The sequence below is a fragment of the Lysobacter silvisoli genome (assembly GCF_003382365.1).
GTDB classification, from domain to species: Bacteria; Pseudomonadota; Gammaproteobacteria; order Xanthomonadales; family Xanthomonadaceae; genus Lysobacter; species Lysobacter silvisoli.
Genome location: NZ_QTSU01000002.1, coordinates 141,189 through 162,326, shown reverse-complemented (window position 1 = coordinate 162,326; position 21,138 = coordinate 141,189). Strand labels below are relative to the sequence as shown.

The following is a 21,138-nucleotide window of genomic DNA, read 5'->3' as shown; positions in this document are numbered from 1 at the left end:
TTTGGGGTAGGAGCGGCGTAAGCCGCGACCTCTCTCCCATCCTTCGCGGCAAATCGCGGCTTACGACGCTCCCACAGGGGCGGCGCGCCAGCGCTGTGGAAGCGACGTGAGTCGCGATTACGCAGCTGCGGTCGCCGACGTGGTCGCGGCTTACGCCGCTCCTACCCCAGAGCTCGCAGGCCCGGCGGGCCTATCTCGGGCCCTCCAGCCCGGTTTGCTAAGCTCCGCAGGTTCTTTTTGGGAGTGGGACGATGACCGTAGCGAGCACCGGGGCCGGTGGCGACACGCCGATCCGCGGCAATGGCAAGCTGCCCTTGCACTGGAAGATGGCGATCGGTTTCCTGGCCGGCCTGGCCCTGGGCCTGATCGTCCACTACGCCGTTCCCGCCGACGCGGCCTGGGTCAAGACCCTCACCACCTACGTCACCCAGCCGGTGGCCACGGTGTTCCTGCGCCTGATCTTCATGCTGGTGATCCCGCTGCTGTTCTCGGCGCTGGTGATCGGCGTGTCGGAGATGGGCGACGTGCGCGCCTTCGGCCGCATCGGCTGGCGCACCCTGGCCTTCACCGTGCTGATGTCCGCCATCGCCGTGGCCCTGGGCCTGGTGCTGGTGAACTGGATCAAGCCCGGCGCCGGCGTCGACCCGGCGCTGGCGCAGCAACTGCTGGCCGAGAACGCCGAGCGCGCCAAGGCCATCGTCAGCGACGTGGGCAGCCAGCCCAAGGGCATGGACATGCTGCTGTCCATCGTGCCCGACAACGTGGTCAAGGCCGCGGCCGAGAACACCATCCTGGCGGTGATGTTCTTCGCCCTGATGATGGGCATCGGCATGGTGCTGACCCAGTCGCCGGCGGTGGACACGCTCAAGCGCGGCATCCAGGGCCTGTTCGACGTGTCGATGACCCTGATCGGCCTGGTGATCCGGCTGGCGCCCTACGCGGTGTTCTGCCTGATGTTCAACATGACCGTGGTGTTCGGCGCCGACCTGCTGGCCAAGCTGGCCAGCTACGTGATGGTGGTGGTGATCGCGCTGGCGCTGCACCTGTTCGTGACCTATTCGCTGGCGCTGCGCTTCCTCGGCGGCTGGTCGCCGCTGAAGTTCTTCCGCGGCGCGCAGGAGCTGATGCTGCTGGCCTTCTCCACCGCCTCCAGCAACGCCAGCCTGCCCACAGCGCTGCGCGTGGCCGACGAGATCGGCCTGCCGCGGCGGGTGTCGCGTTTCGTGCTGACCGTGGGCGCCACCGCCAACCAGAACGGCACCGCGCTGTTCGAGGGCGTGACGGTCATCTTCCTGGCCCAGTTCTTCGGCGTGGAGCTGAGCCTGGCCCAGCAGGTCACGGTGATGTTCGTCTGCATCCTCGGCGGCATCGGCACCGCCGGCGTGCCTTCGGGTTCGCTGCCGGTGATCGCGCTGATCTGCGGCATGGTCGGGGTACCGCCGGAAGGCATCGGCCTGATCCTGGGCGTGAACCACTTCCTGGACATGTGCCGCACCACCCTGAACGTGACCGGCGACCTGGCCGTGGCCGCGGTGGTCTCGCGCGGCGAAACCGACCCGCCGGCCGAGCGCCTGGCCGACTGAGCCCCGCCGCCGCCGGCCCTGGACCCGCGAAAGCCCGCTACGGCGGGCTTTCGCGTTTCCGGACCCGGCGCAGGGCGACAGCGCGGCGCGCGGATGGGACAATGGTCCGCCGCCCGGCTGGCCCAGCCGCTCGCGCGGCCGCCCTCCGCTGCACCTCCCGCCGCTTCCTACGCAGACCTCCGCTCCCGACGCCATGACGACGCCCAGCCGCCGCGACCTCGCCAACGCCATCCGATTCCTCGCCATCGACGCGGTGCAGGCCGCCAACTCCGGTCATCCGGGCATGCCCATGGGCATGGCCGACATCGCCGAGGTGCTGTGGAACGACTACTACAACCACAACCCGAACAATCCGAAGTGGTTCAACCGCGACCGCTTCGTGCTGTCCAACGGCCACGGCTCGATGCTGCAGTACGCGCTGCTGCACCTGTCCGGTTACGACCTGTCGCTGGACGAGCTCAAGCGCTTCCGCCAGCTGGACTCCAAGACCCCGGGCCACCCCGAGAACTTCATGACCCCGGGCGTGGAAACCACCACCGGTCCGCTCGGCCAGGGCCTGGCCAACGCGGTCGGCATGGCGCTGGCGGAGAAGCTGCTGGCGCAGCGCTACAACCGCCCCGAGCTGGCCATCGTCGACCACCGCACCTGGGTGTTCATGGGCGACGGCTGCCTGATGGAAGGCATCTCGCACGAAGCCGCCTCGCTGGCCGGCACCTGGGGCCTGGGCAAGCTGGTCGCGTTCTGGGACGACAACAAGATCTCCATCGACGGCAATACCGACGGCTGGTTCACCGACGACACCCCGGCCCGCTTCGAGGCCTACGGCTGGCGCGTGATCCGCAACGTCAACGGCCACGATCCGGTCGAGATCAAGACCGCCATCGACACCGCGATGGCCAAGGACGACAAGCCCACCCTGATCTGCTGCCGCACCACCATCGGCTACGGCTCGCCGGGCAAGGCCGGCAAGGAATCCTCGCACGGCGCGCCGCTGGGCAAGGACGAAGTGACCGCCACGCGCGAAGCCTTGAACTGGCCGCACGCGCCGTTCGAGATTCCCGAAGCGATCTACGACGGCTGGCGCTCGCGCAGCACCGGCCTGGTGCGCGAAGACCAGTGGAACCGCCTGTTCGACGCCTATGCCGCGCAGTACCCGGCCGAGGCCGCCGAGCTGACCCGCCGTTCGCACGCGCAGCTGCCGGACGATTTCGCCGCCGCCGCGCAGGCCTACATCGCCAAGCTGCAGGCCGACGGCCCGACCATCGCCTCGCGCAAGGCCTCGCAGATGGCGATCGAGACCTTCGCTCCGCTGCTGCCGGAACTGGTCGGCGGCTCGGCCGACCTGGCCCATTCCAACCTGACCCTGTGGAAGGCCAGCAAGTCGGTGGCCAGCGCCGATCCGGACGCCAACTACGTCTATTACGGCGTGCGCGAATTCGCGATGACCGCGATCAGCAACGGCCTGGCCGTGCACGGCGGCTTCATTCCCTTCGACGCCACCTTCCTGGTGTTCAGCGACTACGCGCGCAACGCCGTGCGCATGAGCGCGCTGATGGGCGCGCACGCGATCCACGTCTACACCCACGACTCCATCGGCCTGGGCGAGGACGGCCCCACCCATCAGCCGATCGAGCACCTGGCCAGCCTGCGCTACATCCCGCACAACGACGTCTGGCGCCCCTGCGACGCGGTCGAGTCCGCGGTGGCCTGGCGCGCGGCGATCGAGCGCAAGGACGGCCCCAGCTGCCTGGTGTTCTCGCGCCAGAACCTGCCGCACCAGCCGCGCAGCGACGAGCAGCTGCAGCAGGTCGCGCGCGGCGGCTACGTGCTGCGCGACAGCGACGGCACGCCGGAGCTGATCCTGATCGCCACCGGTTCGGAAGTGGGCCTGGCCACCCAGGCCGCCGACGCGCTGATGGCCGAAGGCCGCAAGGTGCGCGTGGTGTCGATGCCGTCCACCGATGTGTTCGACCGCCAGGACGCGGCCTACCGCGAGTCCGTGCTGCCCGGCGCGGTGCGTAAGCGCGTGGCCATCGAGGCCGGCGTCAGCGACTTCTGGCGCAAGTACGTGGGCCTGGACGGCGCGGTGATCGGCATCGACGAGTTCGGCGCCTCGGCGCCGGCCGAAGCGCTGTTCCCGCACTTCGGCTTCACCGTCGGCCACGTGGTCGACGCGGCCAAGGCCCTGGGCTGAGCCCGGCGCAGCCGCTAGGATTCGGTCTTCGGCGGTTGCCGTAGACGCCGCGCGCGCGGTTGCCCGCACGCGCGGCGCCCGCCCCGATGCCGTGCCGATCGGGGCTCCAGCAGGTTCGTGTTGCCCAAGGACAGGTCCATGGCCGACAACCCGCTCGTGAACTCGCCGATCGCCGATGCCGTCGCGGCGGCCCAGGTTTCGGTAACGGCAGAGGCGCCGGCGCAGGCCGTCGCCTCGCTGTATCAACTCGCCAGTCATGTCACCGGCTTGTCGCTGCAGAACGCGGTGCACGGGCAGCAGACGTTGAACCCGCTGTCCACCGCGGTGGTGTCCAAGGCCGTGCAGCTGATCATGGCGATCGGTGGCTAGCCGCGGCGACGGCGCCCGTGGTCGTCACGTCGGGCCGCAAGGCGCGATCGCCGGCCGCGCACCGACGGCCCGGGCCTGGCACCGTCTCGCCCTGGCGCTGGCGGCGGCGCTGTTCCCGCTCGCATCCGCGGCTGCCCCGCCATCGCGTTGCGACACCCTGCCTGGGCCGTTGCCGGATCCCGCCGTCTGCGCACAGCGCGTCGGCCTGCCGCACGGCGCCGACCTGTCGACGCCCGCGCGCGCCGGGGCCACCCTGCTGGCCCACGCCCGCGAGGACATCGGCGGCGGCCGCTTCGACCGCGCCGAGCAGGTGCTGGATTGCGCCGAGGCCAGCGCCGGCGCCGCCGCCGATGCGCAACTGCGCTACGAGTTGGTGCGCCAGCGCGGGGTGCTCGCCTATCGGCGCGAGCTGATCCCCGAAGCGCTGCAGCGCTTCGAATGCGCGCTGCAGATGTCGGCCGCGCAAGCGGACCGCAGCGCCACCGCGCGCGACCTCAAGAACGTCGGCAGCGCGCTGCGCCGGCTCGGCGATTTCCGTGGCGCTCTGCGCGCGCTGACCACCAGCCTGCAGATGCAGCGCGCCCAGGGCGAGGTCGGCGGCGCGGTGCTCAACAACATCGCCGACGTGTATCGCGAGCTCGACGAGCCCGACGAAGCGATCGGCCATTACCGCCAGGCGCTGCAGGCGTTCCGTGGCCAGGACAACCGGGTCGAGGCCGGGCACGTGCTGGAAAGCCTGAGCGAGCTCAGCCTGGATCGCGGCGACGCCGCGCAGGCCCAGGTCTGGCTGCTCGAAGCGCTGCAGACCTATCGCCAGGCCGGCAACCGTGCCTACGAACTGCGCGTGTACGCCGGCCTGATGCGCGCGGCGCTGGCGCGTGGCGATATCGCCCGCGCGCGGCAGTGGCGCGAGGCCGCGTTCGCGATCGCCGACGAACATCGTCTGGCCCTGCCGGCGTCGCTGCAGTTGCAGATCGCGCGCAGCGAGCGCCTGGAAGGGCGTCCCGGCGCTGCCGTGGCGCGCCTGCGCGAGGCGGCCGCGGCGCTGCCGCAAGGCGGCGTCGAGCGCATCGCCCTGCTGCAGGAGCTGTCGCTGGCGCAGGAGGCGGCGGGCGACCGTGCCGCCGCCATCGCCACCTTGCGCGACAGCCACGAGCAGGAGCGCAAGCTCAGTCGCGCCCAGCAGGACCGGCAGCTGGGGTGGCTGCGCACGCGCTTCGAGACCGCCGAGCGCGATCGCACCATCGCCGCCCTGGAAAGCGAAAATCGACTGCGCCGTGCCGAACTGCACCAGCGCACGCTGTGGCTGTGGTCGACCTTGGCCTCGGTCCTGGTCGCCGCCCTGGCCCTGGGCCTGTGGCTGTTGCGCCGTCGCCAGCACGCGCGTCTGCTGCAGGTGCGCCACGAGGAAGCGCTGCAGCGTTACCGCCGCGAGACCGATGCGCTGGCCGAGGACCGCAGCCTGTTGCAGGCGCTGCTCGACAGCCGTCAGGACGCGGTCTGCCTGGTCGACGCCGAAGGCCAGTTGCTGGCCGCCAACCGCAGCGCGCGCGAACTGCTGGGTTTGGACCCGGCCGCGCCGCTGGCCCAGGCGCTGGGCGACTGCCTGGCCGACGCCGATCGCGCCGCGCTCGCGGCCACGCTGGAGCGCATGGAAGACGCCGCGGCGCTGCGCCTGGACTTCGCCCGCAGCGACGGCACCGCGCTGCAGGCGCAACTGGCGCCCTGGGAGCGCGGCGACGGCCTGATCGTGCTCAGCCTGAGCGCAGGTTCCGCCGTGGCGCCGGCGGTGGAGGACGACGCCGAACCCCATGCGAGCGATGCCGAGGCGCGCGGCGATTTCCGCCGCGCCCTGGTCGAGCTGATGCTGGCGGTGGTGGAAACCTGGGAACGCAGCACCGGCAGCGGCCGCCTGGAACTGGCCGAGAAGAGCCGGATCTGGCGCGTGACCATCGACGACGGCCGCCTGCGCGCGCGTGCGATGGAGCGCTACCTGTCCTTGTCGAAGCTGCCGCGCCAGCCGCGCTGGCGCGACGTGCTGCGCTCGGCCTACTACGTGCTGGGCCAGTGCGCGATGGATCCGGCCGAACGCGAAGCGCTGCAGCGCCGCGTCGATGCGGCCCTGGTCTATACCCGCCGCCGCGCCCTGGTCTGAGCGCGCCGGCCCCGGCGGCCGCCTCGTTTAGCGGTCCGGCGCCAGCGGTTGCGGCGCCACCCGGTTGTCCACGCAGACCACGCACACGCCCTTCAGGTTGCCGTCCTTGAAGCGGTACAGCTCGTGGTGGGCGCCGTTATCGGGATCGAAGTCGTCAGGGCCCTGCACGAAGGGCATGGGCTGCTGACCCGGGTCGATCGACTTCACCCCCAGCGCCGAACACTGGTCGTGCGCGGCCTGGTTGGCCCAGTACCACTCGTCGACGATGCCGCAGGTCTTCTCCGGCAGGCAGTACTCCTCGGCCTCCTGACCCAGCAGCGGCAGGTGCTCGCTGCGGTACTGCGACAGCGCCGCCGGCGTGATGCTGAAGGTGCTGACGATCTTGGGCGAGGTGTTCGGATCCAGGCACCAGCCTTCGCCGCTCTTGGCCAGGGGGTCGTGGGCGTGGGCGCAGGTGGCGAACAGCAGACTCAGGCCGAACAGGCGGAGCAGGGCAGGACGCGTCATGGCTGGGCCGCGATGAGGACGATGCCAGCAGTGTAGGCGCTGCGCGCTGCGCGGCTCCAATGGTTTCGGGGGCATAAAGCGGGCACGAATGCGCGCTAAGCGATTGATCCTTCGACGCATCCGCGCGAATCGTACCCGCCGCGGTCCGGTTTCGTCCCTGTCGCGTCCTGGCCCGGCCGTGTCCGGCGGCCTAGCGTGAGCGCCGGCTTCCACAGCCACCGCCGCTCCCCATCCGATGCCAGAGACGATCCCATGACTCCATCACGCACCCATCGCCCGCGTTTCGTTTTCGCCGCGCTTGCGGTCGCCCTGCTGGCCGCCGCGACGGGCCCGGCCGCGGCGATCAACCACGACCGACCGATGGAGCCGCTGCCGCCAGGCGTGTGGCGGGCGAAGGTCGAGTGGTCCTACCTCAGCCCGAAGACCGGGGCTTGGCAACTGGGCAGTGCCGACGTGGTCGGCGCGTCGCTGGCGCTGTGCCAGGCCTCCGTCGACGGCTATGTGGCCCAGACCGGCGGCACCGTCGCCGTGCCCTGTCACCACGTCCCCTATTACGACGCCTGAGCGCCGAGCACCCCGAAGGAGAGCCTGCCGATGAATCACCGCATTCGCGCGTGCAGCGCGCTGGCCCTGGCGATCGCCCTGGCGCCGGCGGCGGCGCCTGCGCAGGGACCGGAATGGTTCGCGCTGGCGGCCGAAGCCGATGCGCGCCAGCCTTTGCGCACCGTGGCCGTGGTCGCCGAATCCGAGGCGGCCTGCAACGCGACCCTGGACGCGCTGCGTGCGTCCGGCCTGATCGCGATCGAAGACTGCGCGCCGGCCGACCCCATCGCCATCGTCGATCCCAACAGCGACCCCGACGCCAGTTCCGGACGCAAGCAGCCCTCACGCCCGCGCAAGTGACGCCTACCGCACCGCCGTCGCCATGACGGCGCACAACCCTGGAGAGAGCACCATGAAGCACCTCAACGCCATCCTCGCGACCGCCGTCGTGCTGGCCGCCAGCGTGATGACCACCCCGGCCGACGCCGCCAACGGCGTGCCCGGCCGCGTCATCGCCCAGCCCGGCGACCCGGTCACCCCGCGCACCGGCAACTGGCGCGGCACCTACTACAAGGACCAGACCGTGTGGGGCGACGGCATCGAGCACATCGGCGAAGTCGGCACCACCTTCCGCACCGTGTACTACGTGTGGGGCAGCTCGTACCAGGACTGCCACAACGCCCTGATCGCGGAAATGAACGCCAACTGGGCCACCGGCTGGACCGACTGCTCGCAGCAGTAAGCCGCAACGCCAGGCCATGAGCCTGGTGCGGACCGCCCTGCATGGGCGGTCCGCGCTGCGCTCAGCCGCGCTCGGCGCGCGCGCCGGCCGCGGCCTGCGCCGGCACCGCGTCGTCGGTCTTGAGCCGGCCCGGGTAGCGGTCGTATTCGGACATGGGGCTGTCCTGCGCGCAGCGCGCATCGGGGAAGCCGTAGCGCGGACGCAGCGCCAGGCCGCATTCGGCCATGGACTGGAAGCTCTTGCCGGTCTCCATGCACTGCTTGTCGAAGTCGCGGCGGAACGCATCCCGGCGGCGCACGAAGTCTTCGCCGCATTTGCGGCCCAGGCGGATGCGGTCCAGGTCGTCCTGGGCCGCGTTGGGGCCGGTCAGGCCGTATTCCTTGAGCTCGTCGGCGCTGAGGATGCGCAGGTCGCGGTTGGCCACCGTCATCATCTGGTCGGCCACCGCGGTGGCCACGCCGTTGCGCTCCAGGTAGTCGCGCACCTGGCCGTTGATCGCCCTGAGTTCGGCGCTGAGCTCGGCGCGCGAGGTCGCGCTGGAGCGGTCGCGCATCAGTCGGTGGATGCCGACCTTGCCGGTGATCGAACGCATGTCGCCGGCGGCCAGCACCAGCACGCAGGCGCTGTGGCAAACCGAGTCGTCGCGGATCCAGATGGTCCAATGCGATTCGGCGATGGCGTCGCCGGCGCGGATCGCCTCTTCGACGTGGCCGCCGGGCGAGTCCAGGTCCAGGATGCGGGTCGGGATCTCCATGCGGTCGGCCATCGCCGCCACCCGCTGCACCAAGGCGGTGAAGCCGGCGCCGGTCTTGCCGCGGTAGCGCAGGCGCACCACGCCCTCGGGCTGGCACACGCGCAGGGCGTCGACCAGGCTGAAGAACTCCAGCGATTCCAGCGGCTCGCCGTCGCCATTGTTGGCGTAGTCCTGGCTGCAGCTGATCGTGGCCACGCCGCCGTCGAGCTTGGCCGGCGGCCAATAGGTGCCCTTGATCGGATCGTCGGGATCGACGGGCGCGCCGCGGCCGGGGCCGCTGCGCAGCGGCGCACGCGACTGGTCGCCCAGGGTCACCGCCTCGGGCGCGGCCGGCGCGGCGGGCGGATCGGCCGCGCGCTGGCAAGCCAGCGGCAGCAGACACAGCGCGAGCAGCAACCACCTGTTGGACATGCGTAACCTGTTGCTCATTGCGGCGACGCGGCGGCGTCGCTCCAGCCTTGGACCGGGGGGCGGCACGCGGGTTCCCCGCGGCCTGCGGCCATCATCGCCCGGCCTGCGTGAACGCAGGCGGGACGACGGGATCAGGCAAGCTCAGGCGCCGGGCCGCGGCGTCTCGTAACGCTTGAAGTAGCGGTGATGGCGCATGTGGTCGTGCTGCTGGCCGATCGCGAAATAGGCCTTGCCGCCGCGGCGCCCGTTCTGCAGGCAGGGCAGCTCGTACTGCGCCTCGGGGTTGTTGGTGTAGTAGTGCGGAACCTTGTCGATGAAGCGGCCCAGCATCTGCGGCCCGCATTCCACGCCGTCGTAGCTGTCGTAGCCGAAGCGCGGGTTGCCGATGTTGAAGTCGTCCACGCAGACCACGCCGTTCTCGATCAGCGACAGCTCGCGCTCCAGCGGCCAGGCGTCGTACCAATGCGCATCCAGGTAGTACAGCGGGCAGCGGAACTGGTCGCGGAACTTGGCGATCAGCTCGGGCGAGTCCAGCTTCTCCACGTGCGTGTGCGGCATGAAGCCGACCCGGCGCTTGACCAGGTCGACGTAGCGATCGACCACGTCGCAGGTGACGATGTTGAGGTGCGGGTAGGCGCGCGCCAGGTAATCGGTGGTGTCGCCGGCATTGCTGCCGGTCTCGATGATCGCGTCGCACTGGTAGCGTTCGATCAGGAAATCGAATTCCAGCGCGGTGGTGATGTCGAAGCCGAACGGACCGCCGCCGTCGCTGAGCTCTTCCGCGCCCAGGCGCAGGGTGCGGTAGAAATACTTGTAGACGTTCTCGGCGGACATCCGCGCGGGGCTCCGTAGGGCAGGGTTGCTTCGAAGTATAAGCGGCCGCCCGGTCGGGACGCCCCTGCTGAGGCGGGGCCGTGCATTCCAGCGACCACGTAAGGATCAAGAGCATTCGCGCTACGCGCTCACCCCCTCACCCTAGCCCTCTCCCGCAAGCGGGAGAGGGGACCCGAGCCGAAAGCGGGAGAGGGAACCCGAGCCGATTGCAGCCTCAGCCCCTCTCCCGAAAGCGGGAGAGGGAACCCGAGCCGATTGCAGCCTTAGCCCCTCTCCCGCTCGCGGGAGAAGGGTTGGGGTGAGGGCAGGCGCGTCTCGCGCAAAGCCAGTGCCAGCAGCCGCGCCTCCAACCGCGCGCCCCAGCCCGCAGGCGCCGCCAAGTCCATCCGCTGCAACGCCTCCTGATCCTCGCTGCGCCCCTGCACCAAGGCCCGCGCCACCGTCTTGAGCTTGCCGCCGCGGCCGGCCGTGGCCGCCTTCAACCACCCCAGCGCGCGTACCAGCCGCTGCTCCACCGGCGTGAAGTCGCTGCCCAGCGGATAGTCGGGCAACAGCCCTTCGCCGCGCAGCGGAGCGAACGCGTTCTGCAGCCGCCGCGGCGTATTCGCCGCGGCGGCCGCCGGCAGCGCGGCGTCGGCGCGGATCTTGCGCTCGCGCCTGGCCGTATCCAGCAACTCGCCCTGGAAGCGCGCATCGGCGATACCGGCCATCGCCAGCACGCAGTCCTCGTCGGTGCGGCCGCGCACGTCGGCGATGCCGTACTCGCTGATGTAGATATCGCGCAGGTGGCGCGCGATCGTGGTGTGGCCGTAGTTCCAGACCAGGTTGGAACCGGTGCGGCCGCCGGCGTCGCGGCTGGCGCGCAGCATCAGCACCGAGCGCGCATCGGGCAGCGCGTGGGCCATGGCCACGAAGTTGTATTGCCCGCCCACGCCCGAGACCACGCGGCCGTCGGCCAGGCCGTCGGACACCGCCGCGCCCAGCGCGGTGGCCATCATGCAGGTGTTGAAGAAGCGCGCGTCGCGGCGCTGCAGCCGTTCCAGGGTTTCGTTGCCGCCGTAGAGTTCGTTGACCTCGCTGATCCGGCGCATGCCGATGCCGCGGCGCTGGTCCTCCGGCAGCCGCCGCAGCCAGTCGTAGAACTCGGGCGAGCCCAGGTAGAAACCGCCGTGCAAATACTCGCCCTCGCGTTCCAGCCGTGCGCGGTCGGCGTCGTCGGCGCGGCCCTCGGCCAGGCGCCGCATCAGCGCCTCGTCGTCCAGCACCTTGCGCTTGATCACCCCGACCTCGACCAGGCGGCGGAAGCCCTCGTTGATCATTTCGCTGCAGCCGTACAGGCCCTGCGCGAACGGCGCCAGGTCTTCGCGCGCGGCCAGCGCCGGGTCCAGCGCGGCGAGCACGCGGCGGTAGCCGGCGTTGTCGGCGTGACGCAGCGCCAGCGCGTGGCAGAGCGCGTCGGCCAGCGCGCCGATGCCGATCTGCAAGGTGCCGCCGTCGCGCACCAGGGTGCTGGCGTAGAAGCCGATGGCGTAGTCGGCGTCGGTGACCGGCTGGCGCGGCAGGCCGAACAGCTGCGGGTGCGGGCCCGGCGGCGCGACGACGGCATCGAAGTAGTCTTCGGCCACGGTGGCGCTGCCGCCCAGCCAGGGCAGCTGCGGGTCCACTTCGGCGATCAGCAGCGGACGCGGCAGGCCGCGCGCGACGATGGCGTCGACCGCGTCCTGGGTCAGGTCGGTGTTGCACGACAGCGACAGCCGCGCATCGCCCTCACGGCGCGCGACCTTTTGCACGATGGCGTTGACGCCGCGGTCGGCCAGGGCGCGGGCGACGTGGGTGTAGTTGAGGCTGGCGTAGCGCTGCTGCGCCGGCGGCGAATTCAGCAGCGCGCCCGATTGCAGGTAGAACTCTTCGATCTCGATGTGCGCGGGCAGGGCGTCGCGTTTGAGCGCGGTCACGTAGGCCAGGCGCGGGAAGTCCTCGCCGAAATGGCGGCGCGCGAACGGGCCGACGAAGCGCCCCTCCAGGCCGCGGCCGCCGCCGGGCGGGTCCAGCGACAGCGCGGTGTACAGGTGCAAGCGGCGCGCCGGTTCGGCGCTGGCGCGCGCATAGATCGCATTCAACAGCCGGTGCGGCTTGCCCAGGCCCAGCGGCGCGCCCAGGTGCAGGTCGCCGCGGGTGCGGGCGTAGAGGAATTCGACGGCGTCGTCGAGGTTTTCGAAGCGGGCGGGGACGGTCATGGCCCGGAGTATCGCACCGGTGCGGACAGGCGCTTGACAATATCGATTACAGGCGTAATCTGGAGAAAAATTACGGATGTAAACGATGCAGATCAGCGAAGCCGAATCGGTGGTGATGGACGTGCTCTGGCGCGCGCATCCGCTGGCCGCGGAGGACGTGGTCGCGGCCCTTTCCGACCGCCAGGACTGGCAGGAGGCGACCATCAAGACCCTGCTCAACCGGCTGTTGAACAAGGGCGCGGTGCGTGCGGAAAAGCAGGGCCGGCGCTATCTGTACGCGCCGGTGCTCAAGCGCGAGGACTGGGTGCTGGACGAGAGCCAGGGCCTGCTGAAGCGCCTGTTCGACGGCCGCGTCGCACCGCTGGTCGCTCACTTCAGCGAACACCGCAAGCTCAGCCGCAAGGACATCGCCGAACTGCGCAAGCTGCTGGAGGAGATCGACGATGAGCAGCGCTGAGGGGCTGGGCCTGTTGCTGGAAACCACCCTGGCCGGCAGCGCCGCGATCGCGCTGGCGTTGCTGCTGCGGCGGCCGCTGCGCGCGCGCTTCGGTGCGGTTGTGGCCTACGCGTTGTGGGCGATGGTGCCGGCGGCGATGCTGGCGGTACTGCTGCCGGCCGCGAGCGTGACGGTGCCGGTGCCGGCGCGCGCGGCCGCGGTGTTGCTGCAGGCGCCCGTTGCCGTCGCGCCGCAGGCCGCGCCGCTGCCGTGGGCGGCGCTCGCATTGAGCCTGTGGCTGGCCGGCGCGCTGACCACCGCCTTCGCCCTGCTGGGGCAGCAACGCCGCTTCGTGCGCGCGCTGGGCCGCACGCACCTGCGCGCCGACGGCGCGCGCCAGGCGGAGGCGGTGGCCGGCCTGCCGGCCGCGATCGGCCTGCTGCGCCCGGCGGTGGTGCTGCCGCAGGACTTCGACACCCGCTACAGCGAAGCCGAACGCGCCTTGATGCGCGAGCACGAGCGCCAGCACATCGTGCGCGGCGATCTGCAACTCAACGCCGCCGTCGCCCTGCTGCGCTGCCTGTACTGGTTCAACCCGCTGTTCCATTACGCCGCGCGCCACTACCGCCACGATCAGGAACTGGCCTGCGACGCGCGCGTGATCCGCCGCCACCCGCAGGCGCGGCGCGCCTATGGCGAGGCCATGCTCAAGACCCTGCTGGCGTCGCGCCCCGCGCCGTTGGGCTGTCACTGGGGCTACAGCCATCCGCTCAAGGAGAGAATCGAAATGCTCAAGCAGGCACCGGTATCGAAAACGCGCTGGCTCGCCGGCGCGGCTCTGGTGGGTTTGCTGGCCGCCGCCAGCGGCGCGCTGGCCTGGACCGCGCAGCCCAAGCGCGCGGTGGCCGCGGCGCCCACGGGCCATGCCTGGCTGGAGTTCGAAGTCCGTATCGACGGCAGCGACCCCAGCCGCTTCCGCGTGCTCGAACGCTACGGCCAGGACTTCGGCATCAGCGGCAACGACGGCGGTTCGCCCTGGTCGATGCAGGGCAAGGTCACGCCCAGCGGCGAAGGTCTGATGCTGCTGCAAGCCACGCTGCAGCGTGGCGGCGCTGTGGTGGGCAAGCCGATGCTGAAGGTGCGCGACGGCGTGCCGGCGCGCATCAGCATCGGCAGCGTGCAGGGCTCGCGCGATGCGCAGATGCTGGACGGCATCGACGTGAAAGTGACGGTCACCAGCGATAAGGCGCGCGCCGCCGCACCGGCGCCCCAGCCATCCGCCGCGCCGCAGGCCGCGGCAGCGCCCAAACCTGCGATCGCGCCGCAGCCGGCGACGTCATCGCGGCCCGCCACCGCGCCCCGGCCTGCCGCGCAGGCGATGCCCGCGGTGCAGGCCACGCCCGCCGCGCCGCCGTCCGACCGCCCGGTCGCCGCCTATCGCGCGCTGACGCCGCCGCCGTATCCGAAGGGCCGCAAAGTGGAGGCGCTGGTGCTGCTGGATCTCAAGGTCGGCGCCGACGGCCGGGTCGAGGAGGTCAAGCTGGCGCGCAGCTCCGGCGATGCCGAACTCGATGCCAGCACCGTGACCGCCGCGCGCCAGTGGCGCTTCGAACCGGCGGTGCAGGGCGGCCAGGCCACGGCCTCGTGGGTGCGGGTGCCGGTGCAGTTCGCGCCGCAGCGGCCGGCCGATGCGGTGGAGCTGAGCCTGAGCGCGGTCGAGTCCGGCACCACCTCCGGTCCCACGTCGGGCCCCACTTCGGGCCCCACCACCTTGGACCTGATCCAGGTCGGGCGCTGAGCCGGCCGCTCAATCGCCGACGGTATGCACTTCGTCGGCGATGCGTTTGACTTCGTCCGGGTAGTGGCTGACGTAGATCATCGGCAGCGCGATCTCGTCGCGCACGCGCTGCAGGTAGGGCAGCAGTTCGTCGCGCCGGTCCATGTCCAGCATCGACAGCGGCTCGTCCAGCAGCAGGATGCGCGGCTGCGACAGCAGCGCCCGGCCCAGCGCCACGCGCTGGGTCTCGCCGCCGGACAGGCCGGCGGTGGAGCGCGCGAGCAGGGCGCCGATGCCCAGCAGGTCCACCACCGCCTCGAACTCGAAGCGCGGCGACTGCCGCGCTTCCCCGCGCAATCCGTAGAGCAGATTGCGGCGTACGTCCAGGTGCGGGAACAGGCGTGCGTCCTGGAACACGTAGCCGATGCGGCGCCGGTGCGCGGGCAGGTCGATGCCGGCCTGGCCGTCGTACAGGCAGCGGCCGTCGATCTCGATGCGTCCGCGCTGCGGCCGCAGCAGCCCGGCGATGGCGTGCAGCAGCGAGGTCTTGCCCGCGCCCGAGGCGCCGACCAGGGCGATCACCCGGTGCGGGCTGAGGATGCGCACGCTGCGCTCGAACGCGCCGCGGCGCAGCGAAAAATCCAGCACATGGATGGGCGCGCCGCTCATGCCGCGCGCTCGCGGCGCTGGCGCTGCACCAGCCATTCCGACAGCAGCACCGCGGCGAACGACAGCGCGATGGCCACCACGGTCAGCCGCCACAAGCCGGACTCGGCGCCGGGCACCTGCAACATGCCGTAGATCGCCGACGACAGGGTCTGGGTTTCGCCGGGAATGTTGGAAACGAAGGTGATGGTGGCGCCGAACTCGCCCAGGGCCTTGGCGAAGGCCAGCACCGCGCCGGCGATCACGCCGGGCAGGGCCAGCGGCAGGGTCAGGCCGAAGAACACCCGCCAGCGGTTCGCGCCCAGGGTGGCCGCTGCCTGTTCCAGGCGTGGGTCCACGGCTTCGATCGACAAGCGGATCGCGCGCACCATCAGCGGAAAGCCCATGATCGCGCAGGCCAGCGCGGCGCCGGTCCAGCGGAAGGCGAAACTCAGGCCCAGGTGCTCGGATAGGAAGCGCCCGACCGGCCCCTGATTGCCGAACAGGATCAGCAGCACGTAGCCGGTGACCACCGGCGGCAACACCAGCGGCAGATGCAGCAGCGCGTCCAGCAGCAGCTTGCCGGGGAACCGTGTGCGCGCCAGCAACCAGCCCATGGCGATGCCCAGCGGCAGGCTGGCCAGCACCGCCACGCAGGCCACCTTCAGGCTCAGCGCGATCGCGGTCAGTTCGGCTGGGCTGAAGTCGAACATACCGTCGTAGAGCAGGCAGTGGCGCGGCTTAATCCAGCACGCGGAAACCGTGGCGGCGGAACAGCGTGGCCGCCGGCGCGGTCTGCAGCCAGCGCACGAACGCGGCCGCCTGCGGATGGCGGCTGGCGGCCACGCGCGCCACCGGATAGACGATCGGCGGATGGGTCTTGGCCGGGAAGGTCGACAGCACCTTGACCTTGGGTTCGGCGCGCGCGTCGCTGCCGTAGACCACGCCCAGCGGCGCTTCGCCGCGCGCCACCAGCATCAGCGCGGCGCGCACGTTCTCGGCTTCGGCCACGCGCGGCTGCAATTGCTCCCACATGCCCAGCGAAGCGAACGCGGCGCGCGCGTACTTGCCGGCGGGCACGCTGGCGGTCAGCGCCAGCGCCAGCCGGCCTTCGCCCAGCAGCGGACGCAGGTCGGTGCCGCGCTGCAGCGACAGCGGCTTGGCGGCGCTGTCGCGCGGCGCCACCAGCACCAGCGTGTTGCCCAGCAGGTTGCGGCGGCTGGCGGTGTCGATGAGCTGGCGCTGCTGCAGGTAGTCCATCCAATCCAGGTCGGCCGATACGAACACGTCCGCCGGTGCGCCTTGTTCGATCTGCCGCGCCAGCGCCGAACTGGCGGCGTAGGACAGGCGCAGGGTCTGCCCGGTCTGGGCCTGGTAGGCCACCGCGGCTTCGTCCAGCGCTTCCTTGAGGCTGGCGGCGGCGAACACAGTGATAGGGGCGGCGGTGATCGGTTCGGCCGGGGGCGCCGCCGGCGGCGGTGCGGCCTGCACGCCCAGCGACAAGGTCAGCGCGAACAGTGCGGCGATCCAGCGGCGGCGCGACAGCGGCATAGGGGCAGGGAGGTAGCGGGCAGGAGTTAGGAGATAGTAAGAGCCGCGAGGCCCCTCCGCTATCTCCTAACTCCTGCCCGCTGCCTCCTGCTTCAAGGCGCATCGATCACGCGCAGCGACTCCACCTGCCGGACCCAGCGCGCGGGGCGCGATTCGGCGGGAATCAGCAGGCGCCAAGGGCCGTCGTCGGCGTCCAGGGCGGCGCCGTCGCAGCGGTCGACCAGGATCACCTCGCGCGCGCCCAGGCTGGGGTCCAGTTCGGCCAGCGCGAACGCGGCGCGGTAGCCGTCGCGCGCGGTCACCACCAGCACCCGGCCCAGTTGCGCGCCGCGCAGCGGCTCGGCGGGCATGGCGCCCGCCGCGCGCAGCAGCGCCGCCAGCGACACGCCCTGGCAGTGCAGGGTCTTGCCGTGGGCGGTGCCGACCGCGTCCAGGCGCGGCAGCGCCGCGATCCGGTCCACGTCCAGGGCCACATCGACCGGCGCGAAACGCTGCGGCGGATCGGAGGCGTGGGCATGCGGGCTTTTGTCCGCTGCCGTCTTCTCCGCCGGCGCGGGCGTTTGCTGGGCCTGCGCCGCGAACGCGGCGCTCAGCGCGAATGCCAGGGCGATGCGGCGACGGAGCATGGCGGCCTCAGAGTTGGTCCAGCGGGATCTTCAGGTAGCGTACGCCGTTGTCCTCGGCCTCGGGCAGGGCACCGGCGCGCAGGTTGACCTGCAGCGCCGGCAGGATCAGTTCGGGCACGGCCAGGGTCGCGTCGCGCGCCTCGCGCATGCGCACGAACTCGGTCTCGGCGGTGTCGCCGCGCACGTGGATGTTGGCGCGCTTCTGCTCGCCGATGCTGGTTTCGCAGCGCGGCTCGCGGCCGTCGGGGCCGTAGTCGTGGCAGACGTACACGCGGGTGGCGTCGGGCAGCTCGTACAGGTGCCGGATCGAGGCGTAGAGCATGGCCGCGTCGCCGCCGGGGAAATCGCAGCGCGCGGTGCCGCTGTCGGGCATGAACAGCGAGTCGCCGGTGAACAGCGCGTCGCCGATCAGGTAGGCCAGGCTGTCCAGGGTATGTCCGGGCACGGCGATGGTGCGCGCGCGCAGCTGGCCGATCGCGAATTCTTCCTCGTCCTCGAACAGGTGGTCGAACTGGCTGCCGTCGGGCGCGACCTTGCCGTCCAGGCCCAGCACCGGCACGAAGGTGCGCTGCACCTCGCGGATGCGCCGGCCGATGGCCACACGCGCCTGCGGCAGGCGCTGCTTGAGCCAGTGCGCGGCGCTGAGGTGGTCGGCGTGGGCGTGGGTTTCCAGCAGCCAGACCACCTGCGCGCCGCAGGCGGCCGCGGCGTCGAGCAGGCGCTGCGCGCTGGCGCCGCCGGTGCGGCCGGAGCGCGCGTCGTAGTCCAGCACCGGATCGACGATCGCCGCCTGCGCCGTCGCCGGGTCCACCACCAGGTAGCTCCAGGTCCCGGTGTCGGCATGATGGAAGCACTGCACCTGCGGCTGTGGCTGCGGGGACATCGGGTTCCTTAGAATTTTCGGCGTCCCTGCGTTTCCGTGCGCGCGCCGTTCATGGCGCGCGTTGCGCTCAGCGTGCGAGCGCGGCGTTGAGCACGGCGGCCAGATGGCTACCGCCGCGGCGCAACTGTGCTTCGGCCTGCGGACGCCAAGTTTGCACGTATTCGTCGCCGATGACCGCCTGGGGCGGATAGAAACCCGGCTCGCGCACGATCCGGCACGAAGCCTCGGCCCAGGCGGCCGCGTCCGGCGGCAGCGCCGGCCGGCTCAGCGTGACCGCCAGCGGCAGGGCGCGCAGGCGGTCCAGCCAGGCGGCCTCGTCCAGGCGCTCGCGGTTGAGCATGCCGCTGTCCCACAGCGCGTGCAGGTTGCTGCCGCGGCCGTCCAGGTTGATCTGCAGGTCGTTGCCGCCCTTGTCGTGGCCGTAGCCGGCGTGCAGCGGCTGGTGCACGTCGCCGACGAAATGGACCACGAACTTCAGCGCCTGCAGGCGCTGCTCGCGCGGGCGACTGCGGTCGGCCAGGATCGCGGTCTGGGCGCGGATCGCCTCGACCACGCAGTCGCCGTTGCGGCAGTGGCGCGCGGCGTCGTAGACGCAGCCGTCCTGCGCGATGTTGACGTAATGCCACTTGGCGCTGGCCTTGCCCAGTTCCGGATCGTTGGCGCGCAACTCGTCGGCCCAGTTGGCCACGCCGGCCAGGGTCGGGTCGGCTTCGCCGGCCAACAGCGCCTGGATGTCGGCGCGCACCTGCGGGGTCAGCTCGTCCCAGGCCAGCAGGGCGACCAGGCGGTGGCCCAGCGGGCCCCAGGCCAGGGCGTTGAGCGGCAGGGTCAGCAGCAGGGCGAGGAGGAGGGCGCGGATCATGCGCGCACTGTACCGGAGACGGCGCCGCCCCCGGCCGTGTACCGGGCCGGGGGACGGTGCCGATGTTGTCCGTTTGCGTCCGCTCGGTTCGCGGCCGTCAGAACTGCATCACGTAGGCCACGCCGTATACCAGCGGGTCGATCTCGGCGGTGCCGATCTTGACGCCGTTGAGCTGGACCTCGCTGTCGATGTCCATCCAGCGCACGTCCACGCGCACCGCGCCGTGGTCGCCGATGGGAATGTCGATGCCGGCGTGCGCCGCCGGGCCCCAGGAGTCCTTGAGCTTGAGCGAGGTGCCGGCCAGCGCGCCGCGGGTCTCTTCCTCGAAGAAGGCGGTGTAGTTCAGGCCCACGCCGATGAAGGGCGAGACCACGCCGTGGCTGTTGAAGTGGTACTGCACCGACACCGTCGGCGGCAGCTGCTTGGTGCTGGCCACCCGGCCGGCGCCGACCACGTCGATGTCGTGCTTGAACGGCAGCGCCGCCAGCACCTCGATGCCGATGTCGCCGTGGACGAAGTATTCGAAGGTGATCGTGGGCTGGGCGGCCTTGTCGATTTCCAGATCGGCGGTGCCGCTCAGCACGGTGCCGTTGTCCGACTTGGGCGAGACCTGATGGGCGCCGATGCCCAGGGTCCAGGTGCCGGCCTGCTGGGCGTAGGCGGGAGAGGCCAGACAGGCCAGGACGAGGGCGGCGATGGCGCCGCGCTGCATGCGCTTGATGTTCATTCCTTTGGTCCCCTGAGTGGTCCGGAGCGAGCGTCCGGGTGCATCCGGGGGCACTTTAGTAGCTCATTTGGCTACCGATCCTTGACTTTGGTAGCAATATCGCCGCCACGGACGCCCCCCGGCCGGGGCGGTGCCCCGCTTGCTAGAATAAGCGTTTCCCATCCCCACCGCTGGCGCGGGCGCAGGAGTTTGCAGAAATGGCGATCAAGGTAGGCATCAACGGCTTCGGCCGCATCGGACGCAACGTGCTGCGCGCGGCGGTGCAGAACTTCGGCAGCGAGATCGAGATCGTGGCGATCAACGACCTGCTCGAGCCGGACTACCTGGCCTACATGCTGCAGTACGACTCGGTCCACGGCCGCTTCAAGGGCGAGGTCGCGGTCGAGGGCAATACCCTGGTGGTCAACGGCAAGAAGATCCGCCTGACCCAGGAACGCGACCCGGCGAACCTCAAGTGGGACGAGGTCGGCGCCGAAGTGGTCATCGAATCCACGGGCCTGTTCCTGGACAAGGCCACCGCGCAGAAGCACCTGGACGCCGGCGCCAAGAAGGTGGTGCTGTCGGCCCCGTCCAAGGACGACACGCCGATGTTCGTCTACGGCGTCAACGACAAGACCTATAAGGGCGAGGCCATCGTCTCGAACGCGTCCTGCACCACCAACTGCCTGGCGCCGCTGGCCAAGGTGCTCAACGACAAGTGGGGCATCAAGCGCGGCCTGATGACCACCGTGCACGCCGCCACCGCCACCCAGAAGACCGTCGACGGCCCGTCCAACAAGGACTGGCGCGGCGGCCGCGGCATCCTGGAAAACATCATCCCGTCCAGCACCGGCGCGGCCAAGGCCGTGGGCGTGGTGATCCCCGAGCTCAACAAGAAGCTCACCGGCATGTCCTTCCGCGTGCCGACCTCGGACGTGTCGGTGGTGGACCTGACCGTGGAACTGGTCAAGGACGCGACCTACGCCGAGATCTGCGCCGAAATGAAGGCCCAGTCCGAAGGCGCGCTCAAGGGCGTGCTGGGTTACACCGAGGACAAGGTGGTGGCCACCGACTTCCGCGGCGACGCGCGCACCTCGATCTTCGACGCCGAGGCCGGCATCGCCCTGGACGGCACCTTCGTCAAGCTGGTGAGCTGGTACGACAACGAGTGGGGCTACTCGAACAAGTGCCTGGAAATGGTCAAGGTGGTCGCGGGCAAGTAAGCCGCGGCGGTCTTGGCGTTACTGAAAAGCCCCGCGTTTGCGGGGCTTTTTCTTTGCCGGGCAATTCGCCCCCCCTTTTGAAAAAGGGGGCTGGCGCCGA

21 protein-coding genes are annotated in these 21,138 nt (G+C 70.8%); 10 read left to right on the top strand and 11 right to left on the bottom strand.

Translation table 11 applies throughout. The features are described 5' to 3' along the window. The first annotated feature begins 251 nt into the window (after positions 1-251). The 4 genes from DX914_RS11970 (at position 252) to DX914_RS11955 (ending at position 6,301) form a co-directional block, all read left to right on the top strand. Entirely contained in the window at positions 252-1,583 is a 1,332-nt protein-coding gene (locus DX914_RS11970; protein ID WP_115859361.1) for a dicarboxylate/amino acid:cation symporter, read from the top strand. 193 nt (positions 1,584-1,776) lie between these two features. After that, positions 1,777-3,777 carry a transketolase gene (gene tkt, locus DX914_RS11965; RefSeq protein ID WP_115859360.1) on the top strand — a complete coding sequence of 667 codons (2,001 nt, stop codon included), beginning with the start codon at positions 1,777-1,779 and terminating at the stop codon, positions 3,775-3,777. A gap of 138 nt (positions 3,778-3,915) precedes the next feature. Then, positions 3,916-4,146 (top strand): RebB family R body protein, encoded by a 231-nt coding sequence (locus DX914_RS11960; protein ID WP_115859359.1) that lies wholly within the window; start codon positions 3,916-3,918, stop codon positions 4,144-4,146. Between the two features lie 169 nt (positions 4,147-4,315). Then, positions 4,316-6,301, top strand: coding sequence for a tetratricopeptide repeat protein (locus tag DX914_RS11955; protein WP_115859358.1), 1,986 nt, complete (start codon positions 4,316-4,318; stop codon positions 6,299-6,301). 27 nt (positions 6,302-6,328) lie between these two features. Here the strand turns inward: DX914_RS11955 and DX914_RS11950 are convergent, their stop codons facing one another. Beyond that, entirely contained in the window at positions 6,329-6,808 is a 480-nt protein-coding gene (locus tag DX914_RS11950) for a hypothetical protein (protein WP_115859357.1), read from the bottom strand. Between the two features lie 252 nt (positions 6,809-7,060). On the opposite strand from DX914_RS11950, the gene DX914_RS11945 reads away from it, so the two are divergent. The 3 genes from DX914_RS11945 to DX914_RS11935 are packed head-to-tail and all read left to right on the top strand — an operon-like array spanning position 7,061 to position 8,093. Continuing rightward, positions 7,061-7,372, top strand: a complete 312-nt coding sequence (locus tag DX914_RS11945; protein ID WP_115859356.1) for a hypothetical protein — start codon at positions 7,061-7,063, stop codon at positions 7,370-7,372. 30 nt (positions 7,373-7,402) lie between these two features. Next, the gene (locus tag DX914_RS11940) at positions 7,403-7,711 is read left to right on the top strand and encodes a hypothetical protein (RefSeq protein WP_115859355.1); all 309 of its coding nucleotides are present in this window, start codon (positions 7,403-7,405) and stop codon (positions 7,709-7,711) included. A 52-nt stretch (positions 7,712-7,763) separates the two neighbouring features. Then, a complete protein-coding gene (locus DX914_RS11935; protein ID WP_115859354.1) occupies positions 7,764-8,093 on the top strand; it encodes a hypothetical protein in 330 nt (109 codons plus the stop codon). A 61-nt stretch (positions 8,094-8,154) separates the two neighbouring features. Here DX914_RS11935 and DX914_RS11930 read toward each other — a convergent pair whose 3' ends face one another. From DX914_RS11930 to DX914_RS11920, 3 genes are all read right to left on the bottom strand, one after another. Further along, positions 8,155-9,258, bottom strand: a complete 1,104-nt coding sequence (locus tag DX914_RS11930) for a COG3904 family protein (protein WP_115859353.1) — start codon at positions 9,256-9,258, stop codon at positions 8,155-8,157. 141 nt (positions 9,259-9,399) lie between these two features. After that, the gene (locus DX914_RS11925; protein WP_115859352.1) at positions 9,400-10,092 is read right to left on the bottom strand and encodes a hypothetical protein; all 693 of its coding nucleotides are present in this window, start codon (positions 10,090-10,092) and stop codon (positions 9,400-9,402) included. A 263-nt stretch (positions 10,093-10,355) separates the two neighbouring features. Continuing rightward, positions 10,356-12,329: an acetyl-CoA hydrolase/transferase C-terminal domain-containing protein gene (locus DX914_RS11920; RefSeq protein ID WP_115859351.1), complete on the bottom strand. Its 1,974-nt coding sequence runs from the start codon at positions 12,327-12,329 to the stop codon at positions 10,356-10,358. An 85-nt stretch (positions 12,330-12,414) separates the two neighbouring features. On the opposite strand from DX914_RS11920, the gene DX914_RS11915 reads away from it, so the two are divergent. Together DX914_RS11915 and DX914_RS11910 are read left to right on the top strand one after the other, a co-directional pair. Further along, positions 12,415-12,786, top strand: coding sequence for a BlaI/MecI/CopY family transcriptional regulator (locus DX914_RS11915; protein ID WP_115859350.1), 372 nt, complete (start codon positions 12,415-12,417; stop codon positions 12,784-12,786). After that, positions 12,773-14,563: a TonB family protein gene (locus DX914_RS11910; RefSeq protein WP_115859349.1), complete on the top strand. Its 1,791-nt coding sequence runs from the start codon at positions 12,773-12,775 to the stop codon at positions 14,561-14,563. The genes DX914_RS11915 and DX914_RS11910 overlap by 14 nt, the downstream gene beginning before the upstream one ends. A 9-nt stretch (positions 14,564-14,572) precedes the next feature. Here DX914_RS11910 and modC read toward each other — a convergent pair whose 3' ends face one another. The 7 genes from modC to DX914_RS11875 form a co-directional block, all read right to left on the bottom strand. Continuing rightward, positions 14,573-15,211 carry a molybdenum ABC transporter ATP-binding protein gene (gene modC, locus DX914_RS11905; RefSeq protein ID WP_425480682.1) on the bottom strand — a complete coding sequence of 213 codons (639 nt, stop codon included), beginning with the start codon at positions 15,209-15,211 and terminating at the stop codon, positions 14,573-14,575. After that, on the bottom strand, positions 15,208-15,900 hold the full coding sequence (gene modB / locus DX914_RS11900) for a molybdate ABC transporter permease subunit (protein WP_115859348.1): 693 nt from the start codon (positions 15,898-15,900) through the stop codon (positions 15,208-15,210). The genes modC and modB overlap by 4 nt, the downstream gene beginning before the upstream one ends. A gap of 28 nt (positions 15,901-15,928) precedes the next feature. Next, the gene (gene modA, locus DX914_RS11895; protein WP_115859347.1) at positions 15,929-16,738 is read right to left on the bottom strand and encodes a molybdate ABC transporter substrate-binding protein; all 810 of its coding nucleotides are present in this window, start codon (positions 16,736-16,738) and stop codon (positions 15,929-15,931) included. 92 nt (positions 16,739-16,830) lie between these two features. Further along, on the bottom strand, positions 16,831-17,364 hold the full coding sequence (locus tag DX914_RS11890; RefSeq protein ID WP_115859346.1) for a hypothetical protein: 534 nt from the start codon (positions 17,362-17,364) through the stop codon (positions 16,831-16,833). A gap of 7 nt (positions 17,365-17,371) precedes the next feature. Then, entirely contained in the window at positions 17,372-18,247 is an 876-nt protein-coding gene (locus tag DX914_RS11885) for an MBL fold metallo-hydrolase (protein ID WP_115859345.1), read from the bottom strand. Positions 18,248-18,314: 67 nt separating this feature from the next. Then, positions 18,315-19,109 carry a S1/P1 nuclease gene (locus DX914_RS11880; RefSeq protein ID WP_115859344.1) on the bottom strand — a complete coding sequence of 265 codons (795 nt, stop codon included), beginning with the start codon at positions 19,107-19,109 and terminating at the stop codon, positions 18,315-18,317. A 97-nt stretch (positions 19,110-19,206) separates the two neighbouring features. Further along, positions 19,207-19,836 (bottom strand): OmpW/AlkL family protein, encoded by a 630-nt coding sequence (locus DX914_RS11875; RefSeq protein WP_115859343.1) that lies wholly within the window; start codon positions 19,834-19,836, stop codon positions 19,207-19,209. A 197-nt stretch (positions 19,837-20,033) separates the two neighbouring features. Between DX914_RS11875 and gap the strand changes: the two genes are divergently transcribed. After that, on the top strand, positions 20,034-21,038 hold the full coding sequence (gene gap, locus DX914_RS11870; protein ID WP_115859342.1) for a type I glyceraldehyde-3-phosphate dehydrogenase: 1,005 nt from the start codon (positions 20,034-20,036) through the stop codon (positions 21,036-21,038). The last annotated feature ends 100 nt before the right edge of the window (positions 21,039-21,138 follow it).

Coding starts and splice junctions, on each gene's coding strand:
- DX914_RS11970 (WP_115859361.1), top strand. CDS start 252: ATGACCGTAGCGAGCACCGGGGCCGGTGGCGACACGCCGATCCGCGGC.
- tkt (WP_115859360.1), top strand. CDS start 1,777: ATGACGACGCCCAGCCGCCGCGACCTCGCCAACGCCATCCGATTCCTC.
- DX914_RS11960 (WP_115859359.1), top strand. CDS start 3,916: ATGGCCGACAACCCGCTCGTGAACTCGCCGATCGCCGATGCCGTCGCG.
- DX914_RS11950 (WP_115859357.1), bottom strand. CDS start 6,808: ATGACGCGTCCTGCCCTGCTCCGCCTGTTCGGCCTGAGTCTGCTGTTC.
- DX914_RS11945 (WP_115859356.1), top strand. CDS start 7,061: ATGACTCCATCACGCACCCATCGCCCGCGTTTCGTTTTCGCCGCGCTT.
- DX914_RS11940 (WP_115859355.1), top strand. CDS start 7,403: ATGAATCACCGCATTCGCGCGTGCAGCGCGCTGGCCCTGGCGATCGCC.
- DX914_RS11935 (WP_115859354.1), top strand. CDS start 7,764: ATGAAGCACCTCAACGCCATCCTCGCGACCGCCGTCGTGCTGGCCGCC.
- DX914_RS11930 (WP_115859353.1), bottom strand. CDS start 9,258: ATGTCCAACAGGTGGTTGCTGCTCGCGCTGTGTCTGCTGCCGCTGGCT.
- DX914_RS11925 (WP_115859352.1), bottom strand. CDS start 10,092: ATGTCCGCCGAGAACGTCTACAAGTATTTCTACCGCACCCTGCGCCTG.
- DX914_RS11920 (WP_115859351.1), bottom strand. CDS start 12,329: ATGACCGTCCCCGCCCGCTTCGAAAACCTCGACGACGCCGTCGAATTC.
- DX914_RS11915 (WP_115859350.1), top strand. CDS start 12,415: ATGCAGATCAGCGAAGCCGAATCGGTGGTGATGGACGTGCTCTGGCGC.
- DX914_RS11910 (WP_115859349.1), top strand. CDS start 12,773: ATGAGCAGCGCTGAGGGGCTGGGCCTGTTGCTGGAAACCACCCTGGCC.
- modC (WP_425480682.1), bottom strand. CDS start 15,211: ATGAGCGGCGCGCCCATCCATGTGCTGGATTTTTCGCTGCGCCGCGGC.
- modB (WP_115859348.1), bottom strand. CDS start 15,900: ATGTTCGACTTCAGCCCAGCCGAACTGACCGCGATCGCGCTGAGCCTG.
- modA (WP_115859347.1), bottom strand. CDS start 16,738: ATGCCGCTGTCGCGCCGCCGCTGGATCGCCGCACTGTTCGCGCTGACC.
- DX914_RS11890 (WP_115859346.1), bottom strand. CDS start 17,364: ATGCTCCGTCGCCGCATCGCCCTGGCATTCGCGCTGAGCGCCGCGTTC.
- DX914_RS11885 (WP_115859345.1), bottom strand. CDS start 18,247: ATGTCCCCGCAGCCACAGCCGCAGGTGCAGTGCTTCCATCATGCCGAC.
- DX914_RS11880 (WP_115859344.1), bottom strand. CDS start 19,109: ATGATCCGCGCCCTCCTCCTCGCCCTGCTGCTGACCCTGCCGCTCAAC.
- DX914_RS11875 (WP_115859343.1), bottom strand. CDS start 19,836: ATGAACATCAAGCGCATGCAGCGCGGCGCCATCGCCGCCCTCGTCCTG.
- gap (WP_115859342.1), top strand. CDS start 20,034: ATGGCGATCAAGGTAGGCATCAACGGCTTCGGCCGCATCGGACGCAAC.